General features: G+C 60.2%; 19 protein-coding genes. 2 read left to right on the top strand and 17 right to left on the bottom strand.

Annotated elements, in window-relative coordinates; all coding sequences use genetic code 11:
• Positions 1–28: 28 nt before the first annotated feature.
• The 17 genes from PH605_RS17705 to PH605_RS17785 all read right to left on the bottom strand — a co-directional run bounded on the left by PH605_RS17705 (position 29) and on the right by PH605_RS17785 (position 20112).
• A complete protein-coding gene (locus tag PH605_RS17705; RefSeq protein ID WP_003519736.1) occupies positions 29–322 on the bottom strand; it encodes a DUF2160 domain-containing protein in 294 nt (97 codons plus the stop codon).
• Between the two features lie 2 nt (positions 323–324).
• The gene (locus tag PH605_RS17710; protein ID WP_035261093.1) at positions 325–1245 is read right to left on the bottom strand and encodes a carbohydrate ABC transporter permease; all 921 of its coding nucleotides are present in this window, start codon (positions 1243–1245) and stop codon (positions 325–327) included.
• 3 nt (positions 1246–1248) lie between these two features.
• Positions 1249–2115: a carbohydrate ABC transporter permease gene (locus PH605_RS17715; RefSeq protein WP_065117167.1), complete on the bottom strand. Its 867-nt coding sequence runs from the start codon at positions 2113–2115 to the stop codon at positions 1249–1251.
• Between the two features lie 2 nt (positions 2116–2117).
• Positions 2118–3188, bottom strand: a complete 1071-nt coding sequence (locus PH605_RS17720; protein WP_142845573.1) for an ABC transporter ATP-binding protein — start codon at positions 3186–3188, stop codon at positions 2118–2120.
• A 12-nt stretch (positions 3189–3200) separates the two neighbouring features.
• Positions 3201–4271 carry an ABC transporter ATP-binding protein gene (locus tag PH605_RS17725; protein ID WP_142845574.1) on the bottom strand — a complete coding sequence of 357 codons (1071 nt, stop codon included), beginning with the start codon at positions 4269–4271 and terminating at the stop codon, positions 3201–3203.
• Positions 4272–4307: 36 nt separating this feature from the next.
• Complete coding sequence (gene glpD / locus PH605_RS17730; RefSeq protein WP_142845575.1) at positions 4308–5831, bottom strand: glycerol-3-phosphate dehydrogenase; 1524 nt, start codon at positions 5829–5831, stop codon at positions 4308–4310.
• A 108-nt stretch (positions 5832–5939) separates the two neighbouring features.
• Complete coding sequence (locus PH605_RS17735; RefSeq protein ID WP_020812079.1) at positions 5940–6713, bottom strand: DeoR/GlpR family DNA-binding transcription regulator; 774 nt, start codon at positions 6711–6713, stop codon at positions 5940–5942.
• 140 nt (positions 6714–6853) lie between these two features.
• On the bottom strand, positions 6854–8314 hold the full coding sequence (gene cysG / locus PH605_RS17740) for a siroheme synthase CysG (RefSeq protein ID WP_161987940.1): 1461 nt from the start codon (positions 8312–8314) through the stop codon (positions 6854–6856).
• A complete protein-coding gene (locus PH605_RS17745; protein WP_271040154.1) occupies positions 8286–10934 on the bottom strand; it encodes a nitrate reductase in 2649 nt (882 codons plus the stop codon). Before PH605_RS17745 ends, cysG begins: the two co-directional genes overlap by 29 nt.
• A gap of 214 nt (positions 10935–11148) precedes the next feature.
• A complete protein-coding gene (gene nirD, locus PH605_RS17750) occupies positions 11149–11484 on the bottom strand; it encodes a nitrite reductase small subunit NirD (RefSeq protein WP_003519747.1) in 336 nt (111 codons plus the stop codon).
• Between the two features lie 5 nt (positions 11485–11489).
• Positions 11490–13937, bottom strand: coding sequence for a nitrite reductase large subunit NirB (nirB, locus tag PH605_RS17755; RefSeq protein WP_142845578.1), 2448 nt, complete (start codon positions 13935–13937; stop codon positions 11490–11492).
• Between the two features lie 5 nt (positions 13938–13942).
• Positions 13943–14740 (bottom strand): ABC transporter ATP-binding protein, encoded by a 798-nt coding sequence (locus tag PH605_RS17760; protein WP_003497964.1) that lies wholly within the window; start codon positions 14738–14740, stop codon positions 13943–13945.
• A gap of 13 nt (positions 14741–14753) precedes the next feature.
• On the bottom strand, positions 14754–15647 hold the full coding sequence (gene ntrB, locus PH605_RS17765) for a nitrate ABC transporter permease (protein WP_142845579.1): 894 nt from the start codon (positions 15645–15647) through the stop codon (positions 14754–14756).
• A gap of 115 nt (positions 15648–15762) precedes the next feature.
• Positions 15763–17055, bottom strand: coding sequence for a CmpA/NrtA family ABC transporter substrate-binding protein (locus tag PH605_RS17770; protein WP_142845580.1), 1293 nt, complete (start codon positions 17053–17055; stop codon positions 15763–15765).
• A gap of 381 nt (positions 17056–17436) precedes the next feature.
• A complete protein-coding gene (locus PH605_RS17775) occupies positions 17437–18723 on the bottom strand; it encodes a CmpA/NrtA family ABC transporter substrate-binding protein (RefSeq protein ID WP_142845581.1) in 1287 nt (428 codons plus the stop codon).
• Between the two features lie 34 nt (positions 18724–18757).
• A complete protein-coding gene (locus PH605_RS17780; RefSeq protein ID WP_003519752.1) occupies positions 18758–19345 on the bottom strand; it encodes an ANTAR domain-containing response regulator in 588 nt (195 codons plus the stop codon).
• A 101-nt stretch (positions 19346–19446) separates the two neighbouring features.
• Positions 19447–20112 (bottom strand): GntR family transcriptional regulator, encoded by a 666-nt coding sequence (locus PH605_RS17785; protein WP_065656665.1) that lies wholly within the window; start codon positions 20110–20112, stop codon positions 19447–19449.
• A 266-nt stretch (positions 20113–20378) separates the two neighbouring features.
• Between PH605_RS17785 and PH605_RS17790 the strand changes: the two genes are divergently transcribed.
• Positions 20379–21620: an NRAMP family divalent metal transporter gene (locus tag PH605_RS17790; RefSeq protein ID WP_142845582.1), complete on the top strand. Its 1242-nt coding sequence runs from the start codon at positions 20379–20381 to the stop codon at positions 21618–21620.
• A gap of 78 nt (positions 21621–21698) precedes the next feature.
• Positions 21699–22466, top strand: coding sequence for a LamB/YcsF family protein (locus PH605_RS17795; protein ID WP_059758319.1), 768 nt, complete (start codon positions 21699–21701; stop codon positions 22464–22466).
• The last annotated feature ends 9 nt before the right edge of the window (positions 22467–22475 follow it).

Below are 22475 nucleotides of genomic sequence, written 5' to 3' on the forward strand. Positions count from 1 at the left end.
TTTTCCTCCGCCGCACCGTTTTCCTGCTCTAGACAAATCGGAAAACGCCGATGGCGTAAACCAAGGATAGAGCGAGAGCCCACCACAGGTTCGGGCCGACCAGCCCGAGCCATGCGAGATGAATGAAGGCGCTGCCGAGCAGCGAGATAAACAGCCTGTCGCCGCGCGTGGTCTCGAAGCGCAAGAGGCCGAAGCGGGGATTGCCGCCGGGCGAGAGATATTCCCAGAACCACATTCCGACGAGCAGCAGGGCGATGGCGCCGAAAAAGGCCGCCGTCTGCCAAGTCCATGCCATCCAGGTAAAATCGGGCATCTTCGTCATGGTCAAACCCTCCCGAGCGCGAAGCCCTTGGCGATGTAATTGCGCACGAACCAGATCACCAGCGCGCCGGGGATCAGGGTCAGAACGCCGGCGGCGGCAAGCAGGCCCCAATCCATGCCGGCGGCGGAAACGGTGCGCGTCATGGTCGCGGCAATCGGCTTGGCGTCCGTCGTCGTCAGCGTGCGGGCGATCAGAAGCTCGACCCACGAGAACATGAAGCTGAAGAAGCAGGCGACACCGATGCCGGAAGCGATGAGCGGCATGAAGATTTTCACGAAGAATTTCGGGAAGGAGTAGCCGTCAATATAAGCGGTCTCGTCGATTTCCTTCGGCACGCCGGACATGAAACCTTCGAGAATCCACACCGCCAGCGGCACGTTGAACAGGCAATGCGCCAGCGCCACGGCGATATGCGTATCGATCAGGCCAAAAGCCGAATAAAGCTGAAAGAACGGCAGCGCGAAGACGGCGGGCGGCGCCATGCGGTTGGTCAAAAGCCAGAAGAACAGGTGCTTGTCGCCGAGAAAGCGATAACGCGAGAAGGCGTAAGCCGCCGGCAACGCCACCGCGACCGAGATCACCATGTTCATGACGACATAGATGATCGAATTGATATAGCCCGAATACCAGGATGAATCCGTGAAGATCGTCCGGTAGTTCTGCAACGTCGGCTGATGCGGATAAAGCGTCATGGAGGAGACGATTTCCGTGTTCGTCTTGAAGCTCATATTGACGAGCCAGTAAATGGGAACCAGCAGCAGCAGGATATAGATCGTCGGCACCAGCCAGGAAAAACGCGACGGCCCATGGTGGCGACGCCGTGCATTGACGGCAAGGCCGGATCGTCCCGTCGCAGTGGCTCTCACCGGCGAACTGCCGATGCCGTTGCGCTCCACGCTTGTGGTGACATTCGAGGCGCTCATGTCTCAAGTCTCCGCGTCGTGGCTGGTCATGACGGTGTAGAACACCCAGGACAGCAGCAGAATGATGAGGAAGTAGATCAGCGACATGGCCGCCGCCGGCCCGAGGTCGAACTGGCCGAGCGCCATCTTCACGAGATCGATGGACAGGAAGGTGGTGGAATTGCCCGGGCCGCCGCCGGTGACGACGAAAGGCTCGGTATAGATCATGAAGCTGTCCATGAAGCGCAGCAGGAAGGCGATCAGCAGCACCCGCTTCATCTTCGGCAGCTGGATGAACCGGAACACCGCGAAACGCGAGGCGCCGTCGATCCTTGCCGCCTGATAATAGGCATCCGGAATGGAAACGAGGCTGGCATAACACAGAAGGACGACAAGGCTCGTCCAGTGCCACACATCCATGATAACGACGGTGATCCATGCATCGACGGGATCGTTGACATAGTTGTAGTCGAGCCCAAGCTGATTGGCATAATAACCGAGTAGCCCGATATCGCTGCGCCCGAAAACCTGCCAGATCGTGCCGACCACATTCCACGGCACAAGCAGCGGCAGTGCCATGGTGACGAGGCAAACAGGCACGCCAATGCCGGATTTCGGCATCTTGAGTGCGATGAAAATGCCGAGCGGAATTTCAATCGCGAGGATGATGCCGGAGAACAGCAGGTTGCGCCCCAGCGCATCCCAGAAACGGTCCGAGGCCAGAATTTCCTCGAACCATTGCGTTCCAGCCCAGAAGAACTGGTTATTGCCGAACGTATCCTGCACCGAATAATTCACGACGGTCATCAGCGGAATGACGGCGGAAAAGGCGACCAGCACCAGCACCGGCAGCACCATGAACCATGCCTTGTTGTTCCAGCTCTTTTCCATGGTCAGGCCCCCATCTTTACACGCCACGAGTTGGCGAAGACGCCGATGGCGGCCGGATCGAAGCGAACACCCGCTTCCGCCGGGATTTCCTCGTCTTCGGCAACGACGATCGCGAGTTTCTGGCCGGCGAACCGGGCGCGCACGATCTTCTGCCGGCCGATATCCTCGACCTTGTCGACAGCTATGGGCATGCCGCCCCGTTCCAGCCGGACGAATTCCGGGCGGATGCCGATCTCGATGCGTTGCGCTCCGTCAACCTTTGGCGCACCGGCGAGCGGCACACCAAGGCCGCCGACCATTGCGGTCGCGCCGTCGATACTGGCGGGCAGCACATTCATGCCCGGCGAACCGATGAAATAACCGACGAAGGTATGTCCCGGCCGTTCGAAAAGCTCAGCCGGCGTGCCGATCTGGACGATCTGCCCGTCATACATGACCACAACCTTATCGGCGAAGGTCAGCGCTTCGGTCTGGTCATGGGTGACATACACCATGGTGAAACCGGACTGGCGATGCAGGCGTTTCAGCTGCGAGCGCAGCACCCATTTCATATGCGGGTCGATCACCGTCAGCGGCTCGTCGAAGAGGATGGCGTTGACATCGGACCGCACCAGCCCGCGCGCCAGCGAGATCTTCTGTTTCTGATCCGCCGTCAGACCACGCGCATGGCGTTTGGCCATGCCGGAAAGATCGGTCATTTCGAGGATTTCCCGCACCCGACGGTCCACCTCGGCCTCCGGCACATGCCGGTTGCGCAGCGGAAAGGCCAGATTGTCATAGACCGTCATCGTGTCGTAGACGACCGGGAACTGGAATACCTGCGCGATATTGCGGTCTTCCGTGGCGAAATCCGTCACGTCGGTTCCGTCAAAGGCGATGCGGCCTTCGGAGGGGCGCAGCAGCCCGGAAATGATGTTGAGCAGCGTGGTTTTGCCGCAGCCGGAAGGGCCGAGCAGAGCATAGGCGCCGCCGTCCTCCCATTCATGATGGACTTCCTTCAGCGCATAGTCGCCGGCAGCCTGCGCCTTTGCGTTATAGGCGTGGCGGATGTGATCGAGCGTGATGCGTGCCATGACCGATCTCCCTCAAGCCGCTTCGCCGATGGCGCGGCCATTCGCGTCAAAGGCCATCAGGTGTTTTGTATCGAGAAACAGCTCTATGTCCCTGTCCGGCTCGATGTCGTGAATGCCATGCGCGAGCATGACCCAGCGCCGGCCCGAAAATTCCACATGCACGAAGCTTTCCGATCCGGCGATTTCCGAAATCAGCGTCCGCGCCCGGATCGACTGCCGGGCCTCGCCCTTCGCCTGCGGGAAAAGATGATGCGGTTGGAACGCAATGGTCAAAGGTCCATCCGGCACGGCGGCAAGATGCGCCGGCACCGCAATCACCGCCTGGTCGGCACGGGTGAATGCACCGCCCGCCTTGATGACCTCGATGGTGTTGAGCGGCGGGTCTGCAAAAATTTCCGCGGTGACGATATCCACCGGACGCCGGTAAACCTCGATGGTACGGCTGAACTGCGTTACCCTGCCCTCGTTGAGCGTTGCGGTATTGCCGCCCAAAAGCAGCGCCTCGGAAGGTTCGGTCGTGGCATAAACGAAGATGGCGCCGGATTCGGCGAAAATGCGCGGCAGTTCCTCGCGCAACTCTTCGCGCAGCTTGTAATCGAGATTGGCCAGCGGCTCATCGAGCAGCACCAGATTGGCGTTCTTGACGATGGCGCGGGCGAGTGCTGTGCGCTGCTGCTGGCCGCCGGAAAGATTGAGCGGCGTGCGGTCGAGATAGGGCGTCAGCTTCAGAAGCTCGGCGGCTTTCCTCACTTCCCTGTCGATGGTCGCCTGGTCCTTGCCGGCAACGCGCATCGGCGAGGCGATGTTTTCGTAAACGCTGAGCGCCGGATAGTTGATGAACTGCTGATAGACCATGGCGACGTTGCGCTTCTGCACCGGCCACCCCGTCACATCTTCGCCATTGAAAAAGATCGAGCCCGCGCTCGGCTTGTCCAGCCCGGCCATCAGCCGCATCAGCGTCGTCTTGCCCGAAAGTGTCGGTCCAAGAAGGACGTTCAGGCTTCCGCGGTGCAACGTCAGATCGGTCGGGTGAATATGATATTCACCGCCAACCATCTTAGAGACGTTTCGCAATTCAAGCATGGTGATCCAAAGCCTCCTCCGCTTTTATCCGGATCGTCAGATTGCCCTTAAGCGCCCACCTGCAATGTCTTCGACATAATCCTCCAGCTCACGCACCTCTTCCGGGGTAAAAAAGAGCCCCTGCTTGGTGCGACGCCACAGAATATCCTCCGCCGTCAGCGCCCATTCCCGCGCCATCAGCCAGCGAACCTCAGCCTCGTACAGCGTACCGCCGAAATACCGCCCGAGCGCCGCCGCCTCCGTGGCATTGCCGATCAGCACCGCCGCATCCGTTCCGTAGCAGCGCACAAGCCGCTCCGCATGACGCTCTTCAAGAAAGGGGTAACGCGACCGCAGCGCCGAAACTTCCGCGGTGTAGGCCTCGGCGCCGAAATTTCCACCCGGCAAATGCGAGCCCGCCGTCCATGGCGCACCCTTTTCACCCAGCGCATCGCCGATTTTTTCAAGAGCATGTTCGGCAAGCCGCCGATAGGTGGTGAGCTTGCCGCCGAAAATATTGAGAAGCGGCGCTTCACCTTCCGCCCCTTCGGTTTTCAGCACATAATCGCGGGTCGCTTCCTGCGCTTTCGATGCTCCGTCATCGAACAGCGGGCGCACGCCGGAATAGGTCCAGACGATATCCGCCGGCTCCACCGGTTCAACGAAATATTCGCTCGCCGCATTGCAAAGATAGCTGATCTCCTCGTCGCTGATCTTAACAGCCCGGGGGTCGGCGGTATAGTCGCGATCCGTCGTGCCGATCAGCGTAAAGTCCTGTTCATAGGGAATGGCGAAGATGATCCGCCCGTCCGGATTCTGGAAAAAATAGGCACGCGGATCGGAAAATTTCTTGCGCACGATGATGTGGCTGCCCTGCACCAGGCGGACATTATGGACATTGTTTTTGCCAAATGCCGAGGACAGCACCTTGTCCACCCAGGGACCCGCGGCATTCACCAGCATGCGCGCCCGGTAGGTTTTGGTCTCTCCGGCCGCATTTTTGGTTTCGACATGCCAGAAGGCGCCTTCGCGCCGGGCCGAAACCACCTGCGTGCGGTTGAGGATGAGCGCGCCGCGATTGGCGGCGTCGCGGGCATTCAGCACCACCAGGCGGGCATCGTCCACCCAGCCATCCGAATATTCGAAGGCGCGGGCAAAAATCGGTTTCAAAGGTTTCCCGGCGGGATCGCGGCGCAGATCGAGCGAGCGGGTCGCGGGCAGAAGCTTGCGGCCGCCGAGATGGTCGTACAGAAATAGCCCGAGACGCACGAGCCAAGCCGGGCGCACGCCACCTTTCTGGAACGGCAATACGAAGCGCATGGGCCAGATGATGTGCGGCGCCATGGCCCACAGCACCTCACGTTCCATCAGCGCTTCGCGCACCAGACGAAACTCGTAATGTTCGAGATAACGCAAACCGCCATGGATAAGCTTGGTAGCGGCGGACGAGGTGCCGGAGGCGAAATCGTTCATTTCCGCAAGCGCGACGGAATAGCCCCTGCCGACGGCGTCACGCGCGATGCCGCAGCCATTGATACCGCCGCCGATCACGAAAATATCGTGGATTGCCTCGTCAGACATGGACCCTCCCGCGCTTTCATCGACGCTCTCCTCATCGATATACTGAAAGCACGAACATCTAATTCGAAGACAAAACGAATGTCAAACGAAATTCATGGGCTATCCCGATCAGGACTCGACCATCTCGGTTTCGATCAACCGGACGTCATGATCGGCACAGATGGACCGGATCGAATCCACCGGACAATGATCGGTGATGAAAGTATGCACCTGGGAAAGATGGCCGATACGAACCGGAGCCGTGCGCTCGAATTTGAGCGAATCCGACACCAGAATGACATGGCGCGCATTGGAGATGATTGCCTGCGCGACCTTGACCTCACGAAAGTCGAAATCCAGCAAAGCGCCATCCTCATCGATGGCCGAAACGCCGATGACCGCAAAATCCACCTTGAACTGGCGAATGAAATCCACCGCCGCCTCGCCGACGATACCGCCATCGGAACCGCGCACGACACCGCCGGCAATCACCACCTCGATACCGGGGAAGACACGCAACCTGTTGGCAACATTGATGTTGTTGGTAATGACCATCAACTCGTGATGATCCGCCAGCGCTTCGCCCACGGCTTCGGTCGTCGTGCCGATATTGATGAAGAGTGACGAGTTGTTCGGGATAAGGGCGGCGGCGGCGGCGCCTATCGCCTGCTTTTCGGAAGAGGCTATCGCCCGACGCGCCTCGTATTTGACGTTTTCATTGCCGCTTGGAAAAAGCGCGCCGCCGTGGATGCGGGTTAAAACCCGCGTATCGCAGAGATCGTTCAGATCCTTGCGGATCGTCTGGGGAGTGACGGAGAACCGCGCCGCCAGCTCGTCGACCAGCACCCGCCCGTTCGCTTTCGCCAGCGCAACGATTTCATCCTGACGCGGTGTGAGCAGCATTTCACCCTCCCTCCTCTTTCAATTTTTTCGTTTTATTGAAGAGCGAACGAAAAACCAATGTCAAGGGACGGTTTTGCAGCAGCGATAGTGGCGGGATGAAAACAGGTCGTGAACCCCACGACGCCATTTGACGATATTATTTAGCCGACTTTCTGAATGAGCGGGCTGGAACGGGACATCGCCGAAGACGCGGCACCAAATGCATCGCCGATGCCGATTAGCACCGGTTCGTTTACACCCAGCCTCTCAACGGCCGCAGCCAATTGCGTAAGCGAACCGCACCAGCGCTGTTCGTTTGAGCGACTGACGGAAATCATGATGGCAACGGGCGTCAAGGCAGGCATGCCATGGGCAAGCAGGGCAGCTTCGATCTCGGCTGCGGTGCGCCCACCCATGTAAAAGACCGTGGTTACGGAAGGGTCGGACAGCGATTTCCAGTCGATATTCTCCGGCAGCCTTCCCTGTCGGGAATGGCCGGTGATGAAGCGTACCGACTGGGCATGGTCGCGATGGGTCAGGGACACACCCAGGCGCGAGGCCATGGCGCTTGCGGCGGTAATGCCGGGCACGATCTCGACCGGGATATTTTCAGCCTCCAGCGCAGCGATTTCCTCGCCGGCGCGCCCGAAAATCATTGGATCGCCGGATTTCAACCGCACCACCCGTTTGCCGGCCTTGGCGAGACGGATCATCATGTCATTGATGTCTTCCTGCCTGCAGCTTTCCCGGCCGCCACGCTTGCCGACCAGCATGCGTTTCGCCTCCCGCCGCGCCAGTTCCAGCACCTCGGCCGAGACGAGATCGTCGAACAGGATGACATCGGCCGCCTGCAAAGCGCGCACCGCTTTCAGTGTCAGCAGTTCGGCATCGCCCGGTCCGGCGCCCACAAGCGTCACAAGGCCGCGCCCCGATCCTGCCCGCGCAGCCTGCATTCCGATATCCGCAAGCAGCCGTTCCTCGCTGCCCTCATCCAGCCTTTCGGTAAAAGCCCGATCGACGAATTTTTCCCAGAAAGAGCGCCGCGACGCGCCGGGAGCGAGCCGCAGATTGACGCGCTCGCGGATTGTCTGGGCAAGCGCGCCCCAATCCTTCAGCGAAAGCGGCAGCAATGTCTCAATGCGCCGGCGGATAGCCTGCGCCAGAATGGGTGCTGCGCCATCGGTGGAAATAGATACCACCACGGGCGAGCGATTGACGATGGAGCCAAACTGGAACTGGCAGAATTCCGGCTTGTCGATGACATTGACGGGAACGCCGGCCGCGCGCGCGGCATCGTAGAAGCTCGCGGCTTCCGCATCGGTCTCGCAATCCGCCAGAGCCAGTTCCGCGCCGCCGAAGATATCCGGACCCCACGGACGGTCATGCCATCTCAGCATCTGGCTTTTTGCGACAAGCACTGCAAAGCTTTCCGAAAGCCCGCTCTCCTCGCAATAAAGATGCAATTCCGCCCCGCAGGCCAGCAGCAGTTCCGCCTTCCAGGCGGCCCCGTCCGATCCGCCCGCCAGCACCACGCGCTTGCCCTCAAGCCCCCAGAAGACCGGCAACTTGGCTAATCTTTCCATGCGGGCCGGTTCATTCCGCTGCGGTTTTAAGGCATCCATCGATGATCCCCCTGATTTCAGCGCGGCAGGAGCCGCAATTGGTTCCGGCATTCAACGCCTTGCCTATGGCTTCGACGCTGCGGCAGCCTTCGCGGATGGCCGCGGTAATCTGGTTCACTCCGACGTTAAAGCAGGAGCAGACGGTGGCGCCCGGATCGGCGCGGCCGGCACCGGGGCGACCGGCAACCAGCGCAAAACGCATGCGCAGATCCTCATGACGCTCGGCAAGTTGCGAGATCGCCCAGTTGCGGGCGACGGCCACCGGCTGCCTGGCGACGAACAGCGCTGCCAGCAGGATATCGCCGTCGAAGAAGGCGAGGCGCAGGTCACCCGTCTGCCGGTCACTATAACCCAGCGGCTCGACCCTGGCCTCGATGCCGAAGACCTGTCGCGCCCAGAGTGTCCAGTCCTGCGGCTCCTCGGCAAAGGCGAGCTCCATGCGATAACCGCCATCCGCTTTGGCCGTGGCCCAGTAAGCACAATCCGGTGCATCCGGCCGGACGCGGGAGATGGCGAAACCATAGGCTTTCGCTTCGAAGCGCCTTGCCCTTACTGCCACGTTTTTCGAGGCGGGCTGGCCTGAATATGGGTCCGTCACCGGCGCAACCACAACATCGATGCGCGCCTGCGAGGCGAACTGGTCGTTCCAGTGCATCGGCGCAAACACCGAGCCGCGCGCCTGCCTTTCGCTCACCAGCGCCCGCAGCAGAACCTTGCCATGGGGACTTTCCAGCTCCACCAGATCGGCGCTTTCTATTCCCAGCGTCTGCGCATCGCGCGGATGAAGCTCGGCGAAAGGTTCGGCGATATGGGCAGTAAGGCGCGCACTTTTGCCCGTGCGGGTCATGGTGTGCCATTGATCGCGGATGCGGCCGGTATTCAGCGTCAGCGGATAATCCGCCGATGTTCTGCCCGTCTCCGGCAGGGTGGTGACAATAAACCGCGCCTTGCCATCGGCATGGTAAAACCGGCCATCGGCGAAAAAGCGGGTAACGACGGCGTCGCCCGGCCCGGCTTTCGGCCATTGAAACGGCGTCATCGCATCGTAGGAATTCCGCTCGACACCGCTGATATCGAAATCGCGACTGCCCGCGTTCTCAAAGCCGGAAAGAGCGGCATGTTCGGCAAAAATCTCCGATGGCTGGCCATAGGCGAAGGCCGTGCCGAAACCCATGCGCCGGCCCACTTCCGCCATTTGCCACCAGTCCGCTTTCGCTTCGCCGGGTACCGCGAGAAAACCGCGCTGGCGGGAAATGCGCCGCTCGGAATTGGTGACGGTGCCGTCCTTTTCCCCCCAACCAAGCGATGGCAGAAGCACATGGGCATGGCGGGCCGTATCGGTATTCGCCATGACATCGGACACCACGACGAAAGGACACGCCTTGATGGCCGCCTCGACGGCACCGGCATCCGGCATGGAAACCACCGGGTTGGTCGCCATGATCCACAGCGCCTTGATGCGGCCATCGGCCACGGCCCTGAACATGTCCACCGCCTTCAGGCCGGGTTTTTCCGCAATGGCGGGCGAGGCCCAGAAGCGCCGCACACGGTCGCGATCCTCGGCATTTTCGATGGCCATATGGGCGGCCAGCATGTTGGCCAGCCCGCCGACCTCGCGCCCGCCCATGGCGTTCGGCTGGCCGGTCAGCGAAAACGGCCCCATGCCCGGCCTGCCGATGCGGCCGGTGGCAAGGTGGCAATTGATGATAGCGTTGACCTTGTCGGTGCCGCTTTTAGACTGGTTGACGCCCTGGCTGTAGCAGGTGACGGTTTTTTCGGTGCGTTCGAACAATTCGTAAAAGGAAATCAGTTCGGCAATCGTCAGGCCGGTGGCTTCGGCGATCTCCGGCAGGCTGTGTCCGTTTGCTGCCTGCATCGCCGCATCAAAACCGAGCGTGTGATTTTCCACATAACCGCGATCGATTGCGGGACTATCAGAAAGATGCGCCAGCAAGCCGGTAAACAGTGCCACATCTCCATCCGGGCGGATGGCGAGGTGCATATCGGCAATATCGGCGCTCATCGTCCGACGCGGATCGATAACGACGACTTTCATTTCCGGCCGCGCAGCCTTTGCCGCCGCAAGCCTTTGGTAAAGCACTGGATGGCACCAGGCGAGATTGGAACCGGTGAGGATCACCAGATCGGCAAGCTCCATATCCTCATAGGTGCCCGGCACCGTATCGGCCCCAAAGGCACGGCGATGGCCGGCGACGGAAGACGACATGCACAGCCTTGAATTGGTATCGATATTGGCCGAGCCGATGAAACCCTTCATCAGCTTGTTGGCGAGATAATAATCCTCGGTCAGCAATTGGCCGGAGACGTAAAAGGCGACGGAGTCCGGGCCGTGTTCGGCGATGGCTTGAGAAAACCGGGAAGCGACGAGGTCAAGCGCTTCGTCCCATGACGCCCGCCTGCCGGCGATTTCCGGGTGGAGCAGGCGACCGTCGAGGTCGATGGTTTCGGCCAGAGCCGAACCTTTGGAGCACAGCCGTCCGAAATTGGCGGGGTGATCCTCATCGCCTCTGACGGATACCGCGCCATCGTCGTTGACGGTGGCGATGACGCCGCAGCCAACGCCGCAATAGGGACAGGTGGTTTTTGTTTCAGTGGGCATGGGTTTGCCCCCTCAGTGCGTGGCGGTTACCCCCCTCTGTCCTGCCGGACATCTCCCCCTCAAGGGGAGAGATCGACAAGCGGATGGCTCCCCGTTTCCTCTCCACCGGCAACGACGCCAGTTGTGAATGGACGTTTGTGCCGCGAGTGATCTCCCCCCTTGAGGGGGAGATGTCCGGCAGGACAGAGGGGGGTAACGCCACCGCCATCGCAATTCACTCCGCCGCAATCATCAGGGTTTCGAGCGCTATCGAAAGCCTTCCATCCAGATTACGCACCGGAATGGTCCTCACCTCGCCCTCATCCGCCCCCAAGGCCTTGCCAGTTTCCAGCGAAATGACCCAATTATGCAAAGGACATGTCACCGAAGCGCCATGCACGATGCCCTGGCTCAGCGGCCCGCCCTTGTGCGGGCAGTGGTCCTCGATGGCGAAGACCTGATTTTCCGCCGTGCGGAACACGGCGATCTTGCCCATCGGCGTTTTGACGCAACGCGCGCCGCGCAGGGGAATGTCGGAGATATCGCCAATATCGATCCAGTTGCTGTCCATCGTTCTCACTCCGCCGCCTGATTGAAACCGATCGCCGCCATGGGCCTGAATTCGTGCTTGTCGTGGCCGGATACGCGTTCCGACCAGGGATCGACCTGCGCGAATTTTTGGCTGAAGACGAAGCGATCGAAATAGGCCTTGCGCTTTTCCGCATCGTCCATGATCTGGCGGCGGATTTCGTCATAACCGATGCGCTTGGCCCATTTGTAAATGCGCTCAAGATAGCGGGCCTGTTCGCGATACATCTGCGTCAGCGCCACGATATGCTCCAGCGCCTCATCCTCGGTTTTGACGAGACCCAGAACTTCCGTGCCCTTGATATCGAGGCCGGCGGCACCGGCGAAATGGATCTCGAAACCGGAATCGACGCAGATCACGCCGATATCCTTGCAGGTCGCCTCCGCGCAGTTGCGCGGACAGCCTGAGACCGCAAGTTTCAGCTTGGCGGGTGTCCACGAGCCCCACATGAATTTTTCGATGCGGATGCCAAGGCCGGTGGAATCCTGCGTGCCGAAGCGGCACCATTGCTGGCCGACGCAGGTTTTGACCGTGCGCAAACCTTTGGCGTAAGCCTGGCCGGAAATGAAACCAGCCTTGCCGAGATCGGCCCAGACCGCCGGCAGATCCTCCTTCTCGATGCCGAGAAGATCGATGCGCTGGCCGCCCGTCACCTTCACCATCGGGATTTCGAACTTGTCGACCACATCCGCAATCGCCCGGAGCTCGGAGGAAGAGGTGACGCCGCCCCACATGCGCGGAACGACGGAATAGGTACCGTCCTTCTGGATATTGGCGTGGACGCGCTCATTGATGAAACGCGACTGGTAATCGTCGGCATATTCATCCGGCCAGTCGCAGACGAGGTAATAATTGAGCGCCGGCCGGCATTTGGCGCAGCCGCAGGAGGTCTTCCATTCCAGCTCCTGCATCACGGCGGGAATGGTCTTCAGCCCCTTCGCCTTGATGAGACGGCGCACATCGTCGTGGCCAAGATCGGTGCATTTGCACATGGGCTGCACGGCAGCGGGATTGTAGCTGTCACCGAGCGTTATCGTCATCAGCTGCTCGACAAGGCCGGTGCAATTGCCGCAGGAGGCGGATGCCTTCGTGTGGGCGCGCACATCGTCCAGCGATGTCAGCCCCTTGGAGGTGATGGCCGATGTGATCTTGCCCTTGCAGACGCCGTTGCAGCCGCAGATTTCCGCATCATCCGGCAAGGCTGCAACGGCCGCCATAGGGTCCAGTGGCGACCCTCCCTGATAGGCCTGGCCGAAGATCAGGGTTTCGCGCATGGCGGAAATATCGGTCGATTTCTTCATCAGATCGAAGAACCACGAGCCGTCCGCCGTCTCGCCGTAAAGCACCGCGCCGATGATGCGGTTTTCCTTGAGGATCAGGCGCTTATAGACACCGGCGGTGGCATCGCGCAGCACGATTTCCTCGCGGTCGTCGCCTTCGGCGAAATCACCGGCGGAAAACAGGTTGATGCCGGTGACCTTCAGCTTGGTATTGGTGACAGAGCCGTGATATTCGGCCGAGCCGCCGCACAGCCGGTCCGCCAGCACCCGCGCCGATTCATAAAGCGGCGCGACCAGTCCGTAGCACATGCCGCGATGCTCGGCGCATTCGCCGAGCGCATAGATCGAGGCGTCGGACGTCATCATGCCATCATCCACCACGATGCCGCGATTGACGGCTATACCCGCCTCCTTGGCGAGGCCCGAGGCAGGACGGATGCCGACCGCCATCACCACCATGTCGCCCTTGATGACGCGGCCATCTTCCAGCTCGATGCCCTCGACCTTCTCCTCACCCAGAATGCATTTGGTATTGGCCTTGGTGATGATGTCGATGCCGCGCTCGTTAAGCGCCTTTTCGAGAAGATAGGCCGCTGCTGGATCGAGCTGGCGCTCCATGATCGTCGGCATCAGGTGGATGACGGTAACGTCCATGCCCTGGCGCTTGAGGCCATAGGCGGCTTCCAGCCCGAGAAGACCGGCGCCGATGACGATGGCGCGGCCCTTGCCCTCGGCGATTTCCAGCATCTTCGTCACATCGTCGAGATCGCGGTAGGCGAGCACGCCCGGCAATTGGTGGCCGGGGACGGGAATGATGAAGGGCAACGAACCGGTGGCGATCACCAGCTTGTCGTAGGAAACCGTGATGCCGTTTTCGCTGGTCACGGTCTTTCTGTCGCGGTCGATGCCGGTGACCTTCGCACCCTTGTGCAGCGTCACATTGTTAGCCGCATACCATTCGTCATTATGAATGACGATGTCTTCATAGCTCTTTTCGCCAGAAAGCACCGGCGAGAGCATGATGCGGTCGTAATTGACGCGCGGCTCGGCGTTAAAAATGGTGACGTCGTAAAGGCCGGGAGCGGTTTCGAACAGGTTCTCCAGCATGCGCCCCGGCGCCATGCCATTGCCGATGATGACGAGTTTTTGCGTCATGGTCGTTACTCCGCAGCTTCGACGAAGCGGTGACGTTCGTAAAGGAACTTCAGCACGGCCTCGCGGCATTTGAGGTAGGTCTTGTCGGATGCGAGCTCGATGCGGTTGCGCGGGCGTGCCAGCGGCACCTCCAGCACTTCGCCGATGTGGGCTGCCGGACCGTTGGTCATCATCACGATACGGTCGGAAAGCAGCACCGCCTCGTCGACATCATGAGTGATCATGACCATGGTGTTGCCAAGCCGGGCGTGGATTTCCATCACCGCGTCCTGGAGATGGGCACGGGTCAGCGCGTCCAGCGCACCGAAAGGCTCGTCGAGCAGCAGGATCTTCGGCTCCATGGCGAGCGCGCGGGCAATGCCGACGCGCTGTTTCATGCCGCCGGAAATTTCAGACGGTTTCTTGTCCTTAGCATGGGCCATCTGCACGAGATCGAGATTGCGCATGACCCAGTCATGCCGCTCGGCCCGGGTCTTGGTATTGCGGAAGACCTTCTCGACGGCGAGGTTCACGTTTTCATAAACCGAAAGCCAAGGCAGCAGGCTGTGGTTCTGGAACACGACGGCGCGTTCCGGGCCGGGCTCGTTGACCTCGCGGTTTTCGAGCAGAACGGCGCCGGCAGACACTTTCGTCAGTCCGGCGATGAGATTGAGCATGGTGGATTTGCCGCAACCGGAATGGCCGATGACGGAGACGAATTCGCCTTTTTCGATGGTGAGATTGATGCCTTTCAGCACCTCGGCGCGCGAACCGCCCTTGTCGAAATATTTGTCGATGTGATCGAGCTTCAGATAAGCGTTCATGATCGTCGCCCTCTTAATTTGCCGCAGCGCCGCGGGTGATGACCTTGCCGAGCGCCGCCACCAGCTTGTCGAGCACGAAGCCGACGACGCCGATGTAGACAAGCGCCACGATGATGTCGGGCAGGCGCGAGGAGTTCCACGCATCCCAGATGAAGAAACCGATGCCGACGCCGCCGGTCAGCATTTCCGCCGCGACGATTGCGAGCCACGAAAGGCCGACACCGATACGCAGGCCGGTGAAGATGTAGGGTGCCGCCGAAGGCAGCATGATCTTGAAGAAGAATTCGAGCTGGTTGAGTCGCAGCACCTGCGCCACGTTGCGGTAGTCCTGCGGAATATTGCGCACGCCGACTGCGGTATTGATGATGACCGGCCAGATGGAGGTGATGAAGATCACGAAAATGGCCGAAGGATTGCTGTCCTGAAAGGCGGCCAGCGAAAGCGGCAGCCAGGCAAGCGGCGGCACGGTGCGCAGCACCTGGAAGATCGGATCGAGACCGCGCATGGCCCAGACCGACTGACCGACGACAGCGCCGAGAATGATGCCGGCAATGGCGGCGAGGCCGAAACCGTAAGCCACACGCTCCAGCGAGACCAGCACGCGCCAGCCAAGGCCGATATCCTGCGAACCATTATGGAAGAACGGCGATACGATGAGATCGTAGCTCTCCTCGAAAACCTGGCTCGGGGGCGGCAGCGATGAGCCGGGGGCGGAACAGAGCAATTGCCAGACGCCCAGCAGAATGGCGAGGACGATGAACGGCGGTACGATGTTGCGGGCAGCGGCCGCACCCCATTTGCGCAGATCGATCCGCGGCGACTGTTTCGGCGCAAGCGACACGACATTTGCTTTCTGCGTTGCCGGCTGGTGCGGCTCTTCCTTGAATTTTCGGGCCAATGCGGACATGGGCATTTCCTCTTGATGTCGGTTGCGGTCTGGGGCTCGCCCCTCATCCGGTCTTCAGTCGCGCCGGTTGGGCAGCGCACCTGGCGGATGAGGGGCGACACCCCGGGTCTCCTCCTCAGGAGGCCGCCTTGATGGACAGGCTTTCGAGATAGGCCGACGGATTTTCCGGGTCGAAGACCTTGCCGTCGAAGAAGGTTTCCTTGCCACGCGAGGTGGAGGCGGGAAGATCGGCGACGCCGAGATCCTTGGCCGCCGCGCGCCAGATATCCTCACGGTTCACCTTCTCCACCAGCGCTTTCACATCCGTATCGGGTGCGAATTTGCCCCAGCGGATGTTTTCCGCGATGAACCAGCTGTCGTGGCTGCGGAAGGGATAGGAGGCATGGTCCTGCCAGAACTTCATCTGCAGGCCGGTATTTTCGAGCACGCGGCCGTTGCCGTAATTGATATTGCCCTTCAGGCGGCCAAGCACATCCTTCGGCGGCACATTGAACCATTGGCGTTTGCCGAGGATGGTGGACATTTCCTCCTTGTTCGCCATCTCGTCGCACCATTGCTGCGCTTCCATCACCGCCATCAGCAGCGCCTTGGTGGCATTGGGGTTCTTTTCCACCCAGTCGGCGCGCATGCCGAGCGCCTTTTCCGGATGGCCCTTCCAGAGTTCGCCGGTGGTACAGGCGGTAAAACCGATGCCCTGATTAACGAGCTGCTCGTTCCAGGGTTCGCCCACACAGAAGACGTCCATATTGCCCACCTTCATATTGGCGACCATCTGCGGCGGCGGAACGACGATGGTAGAGACGTCCTTGTCCGGATCGATGCCGCCGGCGGCCAGCCAATAGCGAATCCAGAGATCATGCGTGCCGCCGGGGAAGGTCATGGCGGCCTTGATTTCCTTGCCCTCGGCCTTCTTTTTCTCGAAAGCCGCCTTCAGCTTGGAGGCATCCAGCTGAACGCCGGTTTCGGCATATTCCTTGGCGACGGAAATGCCCTGGCTGTCGAGGTTGAGGCGGGCGAGGATGGTCATCGGCACCGGCACATTGTTCTGGGTCACCTTGCCGGTATGCATGAGATAGGGCATGGGCGTCAGAATATGCGCACCGTCGATGCCGTTCGATGCGCCGCCTAGCACGAGATTGTCGCGCGTCGCGCCCCAGGAGGCCTGTTTCAGAACCTCGACATCCGGCATGCCGTGTTTGGCGAACAGGCCCTTTTCCGCCGCAATGATGAGCGGGGCGGCATCGGTGAGCGCGATGAAGCCGATTTTCGCGCCTTTCACCTCGGGCTCAGCGGTGGCTGCGAAAGCACCGCACGGAAAGGCCACGCGCACGGCGCTGACAAGGGCGGCGGTGGCTGTCGTCTTCAGTATCGTGCGGCGGCTGACATCGCCGGAGAATATCTTTTTCATTCGCATGTTCCCCTTATTGGGCCACCTCTGCGGGTGACGCTTTCGCTTGCGAAAAAACCTGAAAATAAAAAAACGCCGCTCGGTGTTTGCGCCTGCGGAACGGGAGGTGTTCCGGGCAGCAAAACCTTGCGACGTCTGTGTCTTCTGAAAGCGCCTATGCCGCGCCTTGCTTTGCCCCGATCGCCGTTGACCGGTGCAAAAAACAAGAAGCAAGAGGCGTGCCAGTTTATAAAAACCAGATTATATTATTGAAAATAAAAGAGTATTTTTTAAAATCAATCTACTGATTAAATTTTAATCAGCGTGCTTTCTGTCTTCCATTTGTGCAAAGAGCAGAATCCTGCGCTTGAAATTTGCGCAGCCCGCAAGGCAAGACGCCGCTTACGTCTCGCCTGAAGTCGGAGAAAACGGTGCGGCGGTGCGCACGGAAAAGGCGTTCACGTAGCCTGCAATGTCGGCGGGATCGAATATGAGGCCATCCACGAAACGGTCCTGCTCTTCCTGCCCTTCGATGCGGATATCGGCATCGTCAGGTGCATTGGCGTCGCCAAGCGCCGCCCGATAAATATCCGGCCGGTAGGCAGACAGGGCGGCCTCCACACCGGCCTGGGAAAACTCGGCCTGCCCCCAGCGGATCATCTGGCTGTAGATCCACAATGCCTGGCTCTGGCGCGGATAATTGGCGTGACCATCGTGGAAGATGAAATAATTGTCGATCACCCGGCGGTTGCCCTGGCTGTCGATACTGAATTCACCGGCAAGCACACGGCGAATGATACCTTCCGGTGCGCCGATATAACGGGGATCGGCAAGGGCAGCGCTGAGATCATCGTGATTTTCGGCTAGGTCGCACCAGCGCGCGGCGGCATCGAGCGCCTTCAGCAACCGTCCGACCGTTTCCTGCTGGTTTTCCGCCCATTCGGGTCGCATGCCGATGACTTTTTCCGGTGCGGAAGGCCACAAATCCTGCTTGGCCGCAACGATCCGGCCGACACCGCGCTCGGCGGCGACGATGTTCCACGGCGCTCCGACGCAGAAACCGTCAATGGCCCCTGCGGCAAGCGCATCCGAGGTCAATGGCGGCGGCACGACCACAAGCTTGACATCGTGATCGGGGTGAATGCCGCCGGCGGCAAGCCAGTAGCGAAACTCGTAATTATGCGATGAAAATGGATAGGTCATGCCAAGCGTCGGCGGCGGTTCGCCGCGGGCGCGCATATCATCGAGCACCCGCTTCAACGCCTCGGCATTTTCGAGCGCTCCGGCCGTTTCGGAAAGCCCGGTCAAAGTCTTCATCCGTGCAAACAGCCGGGTCGAAAGCGTGATCGCATTGCCGCCGCGCCCGAGTGAAAAGGGCGTGATCGTCGGCGACGGATTTGAGCCAAGCCCGAGCATGGAGGCGACGGGCATTGGCGACAGCATGTGGGCGATATCGAATTGCCGAAACGCCAGCCGGTCGCGCACATTCGCCCAGGAAACATCCTTGACGAGATCGAGCGAAAGGCCTTCGCGTTCTGCGAAACCGAATTCGGCCGCAGCAATCAGGACGGATGCGTCGACAAGCGGAATAAAGCCGGCACGCAGAATTTTCTGCCGGTCGCTGCCGACGATTGCCGGTGCTTGCGTTACGCCGCTGTCTGATCCGGCCGTTTTTTCCGGTGCCGCCATATCATTCACTCCACACTGTCCGACCGGCGGTTCGTTACATCAACAGACCGGCCGCGGTGACCACGCTTTGCGCGATCTCGGAAATCTTCTTCTTCTCGTTCATTGCGGTTTGCCGCAAAAGGGCAAAGGCCTCCTCTTCGGAAAGGCCGCGCATCTTCATCAGAATGCCCTTGGCGCGCTCGATGACCTTGCGTTCCTCAAGCGCCGATTTCGCTTCGGCAAGTTCCCGCTGCAGACGGCTGAAGGCATTGAAGCGGCTGACCGCCATGTCGAGAATGGGCTTGACCCGCTCCTTCTTCAGCCCGTCCACCACATAGGCGGAAACGCCCGCCTCGACGGCCGCCTCAATGGACGCGGTGTCGGAGCGATCGACAAACATGGCGATCGGCCGGCCGACCGTGCGGGTAAGCTGGAACAGATGCTCCATCATGTCACGATTGGGATTTTCGAGATCGATGAAGATGACATCGGGCTGCAGCGTCTCGATGGTGCGCGCCACCCCGTTCACCTCGTGGATGACGGTGACGCGATGATAGCCGGCCTCGCGCAGCCCCTCCTCGATGATGGAGGCGCGGATCGCGTTTTCGTCGATAACGAGAATGGTCAGGTCGCGAAGCGTCATGTCAGCATTGATGACGCAGCGCAGCAAACTTGGCAATCGGCTGCGGATGCAAAAAATGGCGGGAGCGGCAAGGGCCGTTTTTTCCCCTGCCGCCCGTCATGTCAGGAAGCGTGTTCGACGGCGCGTTCAAGCGCCTTCAAAACCGTCCGCTCGGACAGATTGAGATAGATTTCCATCTCGTCGCCGGCCTCTTGCGCCTTGCCCTCTTCCATCAGCGACAGGATCTTGCTGTTCATGTCCACGAAGGGAGAATGAAGCTGTTCGGGATCTTTCAGCAAACCGAAACAAAGCCTGAGTTCAGCGGCGATACGCTCGTAAAAATCGCTGAGGCGAGCGCTGTCGAGAAGATCGACGACGGCGGCGTGAAATTTCATGTTGGCGCTGCCCACACCCAGCCAGTCTGCATCTTCACGCTTGACCTTGGCGTCCTCGACCGCTGCCCGCATCGTCTTGATTGCGGGATGCTTGTGCCAGGCCTGGCGAAGTGCGCCGCATTCCACCATGCGTCGCACCCGATAAATATCGATGACCGAGGACATGGTGGGAACGGCGACGAACACGCCGCGATTTGCCTCGTGGCGCAGAAGCCCGTCCTTGGTCAACAACCGGAAAGCTTCGCGCAGCGAATTGCGCGAGACGTCGAAACGTTCACTGAAGGCTGCCTCTGATAGGCGCTGTCCCGGCATCAACTCGCCGGAGATCAGTAGGGTGCGAATACCCTTGGCCAATCGATCCGCAAGCGGCAGACCCTCTATCGTTTCGGTCATGGCGCTCCTTTCCTTAAGAGCAATGCAGCATCGGGAATTCCGTGACAGGCATGTTCGGACACGGCATGATTGCCCATAGCACAAAGCATTAGCAAAGCACGAAAAAAACGTGATTAAATCCTGCTCATTACGTCCAACAAATGGACAAAATGAAAGAACGATAACTTTATATTGTTGAACAAAGTTGACAATTTCGCAGAACAGGACAAGATCGTCCGCATAAAGCATCCGCGAGGGGCGGATTGCGACAGGAGCGGAGAAAATCCATGGAGCAGAAAAAGCTCACCCCGACTGCCGATGTGAAAATGTCAAAACGCGCATCCCTGATGGGCGCGATCTTCCTGATGGCGACATCCGCCATCGGTCCCGGCTTCATCACGCAGACGGCGACATTCACGACCCAGCTCGGTGCCGCCTTCGCCTTCGGCATCCTTGCCTCCATCCTCATCGACTTCGTCGTCCAGCTCAACATCTGGCGTATCGTGACGCTGACGCGCATGCGCGCATCCGATATTGCCAATGCCGCTATTCCCGGCTCCGGTTATCTTCTGGCCATTCTCGTCATTATCGGCGGCCTGTTCTTCAACATCGGCAATATTGGCGGCACCGGCCTTGGCCTGAACGCCATTTTCGGGCTGGACCCGAAAATCGGCGGCGCCATCAGCGCGGTCTTTTCCATCGCCATCTTCGTTTCCAAACGCGCAGGCCTTGCCGTCGACCGGTTCATCATTTTCGCAGGCATCCTGATGATCGTGCTGACACTTTATGTGGCCTTCGTTTCCGCACCGCCGGTGGGTGACGCCTTCCGCCAGACCTTCCTGCCGGATACGATCAATTTCGCAACCATCACCACCATCGTCGGCGGCACCGTCGGCGGCTACATCACCTATTCCGGCGCACACCGGCTGCTGGACCGGGGCATGGTCGGCATCGAAAACCTGCCTGCCGTCAACCGCGCGGCGCTGACCGGCATCGCCGTCACGGGCGTCATGCGCTATGTGCTGTTCCTCGCCATTCTCGGCGTCGTCGCCAGCGGCGTCATCATCGATACGTCGGGCCAGGCCGCCAATCCGGCCGCACAGGCCTTCCGTTCGGCCGCGGGCGATCTCGGCTTCCGGCTCTTCGGCATCATCTTCTGGGCAGCGGCCATCACCAGCGTCATCGGCGCGGCCTATACCTCGGTTTCATTCCTGCCCGTCTTCAAGCAGGACATGACCGAACGTGCCCGCAACATGGCGACGGTCGTTTTCATCGCCGTCTCGCTTGTCTGCTACCTGCTGATCACCACGCCGCCCGCCGCCATGCTGGTCTTCGTCGGCGGCCTGAACGGCCTCATCCTGCCCATCGGCCTCAGCATCTTCCTGTTCGCCGCATGGAAACGCGAAGACCTGATGGGCGGCTATCGTTACCCACGCATCCTGCTTGTGCTTGGCGTTCTGACCTGCGCATTGACATGGTACATGGGCTACAAGTCCGCCGGCACCATCTTCGGCCTGCTCGGCCTGTAATAAACTAGTGTTTTACGCATTTTCCGGACGCAAAACCGCTACGCACTTTTGCTGGAAATGCTCTAAAGGGAGGCAAACATGGCCGCTATCGATCTCAACAGCGATCTTGGCGAAAGTTACGGCGCATGGCGCATGGGAGACGATGAGGCGATGCTCGCCATCGTTTCCAGCGCCAACATCGCCTGCGGATTTCATGCCGGCGATCCGGCCGGTATCTACCGCACCGTCAAGGCCGCCGCCGAAAAAGGCGTGGTCGTTGGCGCCCATGTCTCCTATCCGGACCGCGTTGGCTTTGGCCGCCGCGATCTGGACGCGACCTCGGAAGAACTGATCGCCGATGTCATCTACCAGATCGGCGCACTGAAAGGCGTCGCCGCCGCTGCCGGCACAACGGTGCGTTACGTGAAACCGCATGGCGCGCTTTACAACCGCATCGCCAACGATGCGAAACAGGGGCAGGCCGTCATTGACGGCATCAAGGCCATCGATCCTTCGCTGGTGCTGATGGGTCTTGCGAACGCGCCCATCCTCGATCTTGCCCGCAAGGCAGGTCTTGCCGTCGTCGCCGAAGCTTTCGCGGATCGCGCCTATACGCCTCAGGGCCAACTCGTCTCCCGCCGCGAAGCCGGTGCCGTGCTGCATGACGCGGCCAAAATCGCCGACCGCATGGTGCAGCTTGCCCGCGAAGGCACGCTGGAGGCCATCGATGGCAGCATCATAAAAATCGAAGCGCAATCCATCTGCGTGCACGGCGACAGCCCCGGTGCCGTCGCCATCGCCCAGGAAATCCGCCGCCGTTTCGAGGCTGATGGCATCGACATCCGCTCTTTCGCATCCAATCGTTGAAAGGATAGC

Source organism: Agrobacterium sp. CFBP 3001, from assembly GCF_027871605.1.
Classification (GTDB): Bacteria; Pseudomonadota; Alphaproteobacteria; order Rhizobiales; family Rhizobiaceae; genus Agrobacterium; species Agrobacterium leguminum.

What these genes read in the sequence shown, in the direction of transcription:
- PH605_RS17790 (WP_142845582.1), top strand. Translation starts at nt 20,379, where the DNA reads ATGGAGCAGAAAAAGCTCACCCCGACTGCCGATGTGAAAATGTCAAAA.
- PH605_RS17715 (WP_065117167.1), bottom strand. Translation starts at nt 2,115, where the DNA reads ATGGAAAAGAGCTGGAACAACAAGGCATGGTTCATGGTGCTGCCGGTG.
- nirD (WP_003519747.1), bottom strand. Translation starts at nt 11,484, where the DNA reads ATGGACAGCAACTGGATCGATATTGGCGATATCTCCGACATTCCCCTG.
- PH605_RS17710 (WP_035261093.1), bottom strand. Translation starts at nt 1,245, where the DNA reads ATGAGCGCCTCGAATGTCACCACAAGCGTGGAGCGCAACGGCATCGGC.
- PH605_RS17795 (WP_059758319.1), top strand. Translation starts at nt 21,699, where the DNA reads ATGGCCGCTATCGATCTCAACAGCGATCTTGGCGAAAGTTACGGCGCA.
- PH605_RS17780 (WP_003519752.1), bottom strand. Translation starts at nt 19,345, where the DNA reads ATGACGCTTCGCGACCTGACCATTCTCGTTATCGACGAAAACGCGATC.
- PH605_RS17770 (WP_142845580.1), bottom strand. Translation starts at nt 17,055, where the DNA reads ATGAAAAAGATATTCTCCGGCGATGTCAGCCGCCGCACGATACTGAAG.
- ntrB (WP_142845579.1), bottom strand. Translation starts at nt 15,647, where the DNA reads ATGTCCGCATTGGCCCGAAAATTCAAGGAAGAGCCGCACCAGCCGGCA.
- PH605_RS17775 (WP_142845581.1), bottom strand. Translation starts at nt 18,723, where the DNA reads ATGGCGGCACCGGAAAAAACGGCCGGATCAGACAGCGGCGTAACGCAA.
- cysG (WP_161987940.1), bottom strand. Translation starts at nt 8,314, where the DNA reads ATGGATGCCTTAAAACCGCAGCGGAATGAACCGGCCCGCATGGAAAGA.
- PH605_RS17785 (WP_065656665.1), bottom strand. Translation starts at nt 20,112, where the DNA reads ATGACCGAAACGATAGAGGGTCTGCCGCTTGCGGATCGATTGGCCAAG.
- PH605_RS17725 (WP_142845574.1), bottom strand. Translation starts at nt 4,271, where the DNA reads ATGCTTGAATTGCGAAACGTCTCTAAGATGGTTGGCGGTGAATATCAT.
- nirB (WP_142845578.1), bottom strand. Translation starts at nt 13,937, where the DNA reads ATGACGCAAAAACTCGTCATCATCGGCAATGGCATGGCGCCGGGGCGC.
- PH605_RS17720 (WP_142845573.1), bottom strand. Translation starts at nt 3,188, where the DNA reads ATGGCACGCATCACGCTCGATCACATCCGCCACGCCTATAACGCAAAG.
- PH605_RS17735 (WP_020812079.1), bottom strand. Translation starts at nt 6,713, where the DNA reads ATGCTGCTCACACCGCGTCAGGATGAAATCGTTGCGCTGGCGAAAGCG.
- PH605_RS17705 (WP_003519736.1), bottom strand. Translation starts at nt 322, where the DNA reads ATGACGAAGATGCCCGATTTTACCTGGATGGCATGGACTTGGCAGACG.
- PH605_RS17745 (WP_271040154.1), bottom strand. Translation starts at nt 10,934, where the DNA reads ATGCCCACTGAAACAAAAACCACCTGTCCCTATTGCGGCGTTGGCTGC.
- glpD (WP_142845575.1), bottom strand. Translation starts at nt 5,831, where the DNA reads ATGTCTGACGAGGCAATCCACGATATTTTCGTGATCGGCGGCGGTATC.
- PH605_RS17760 (WP_003497964.1), bottom strand. Translation starts at nt 14,740, where the DNA reads ATGAACGCTTATCTGAAGCTCGATCACATCGACAAATATTTCGACAAG.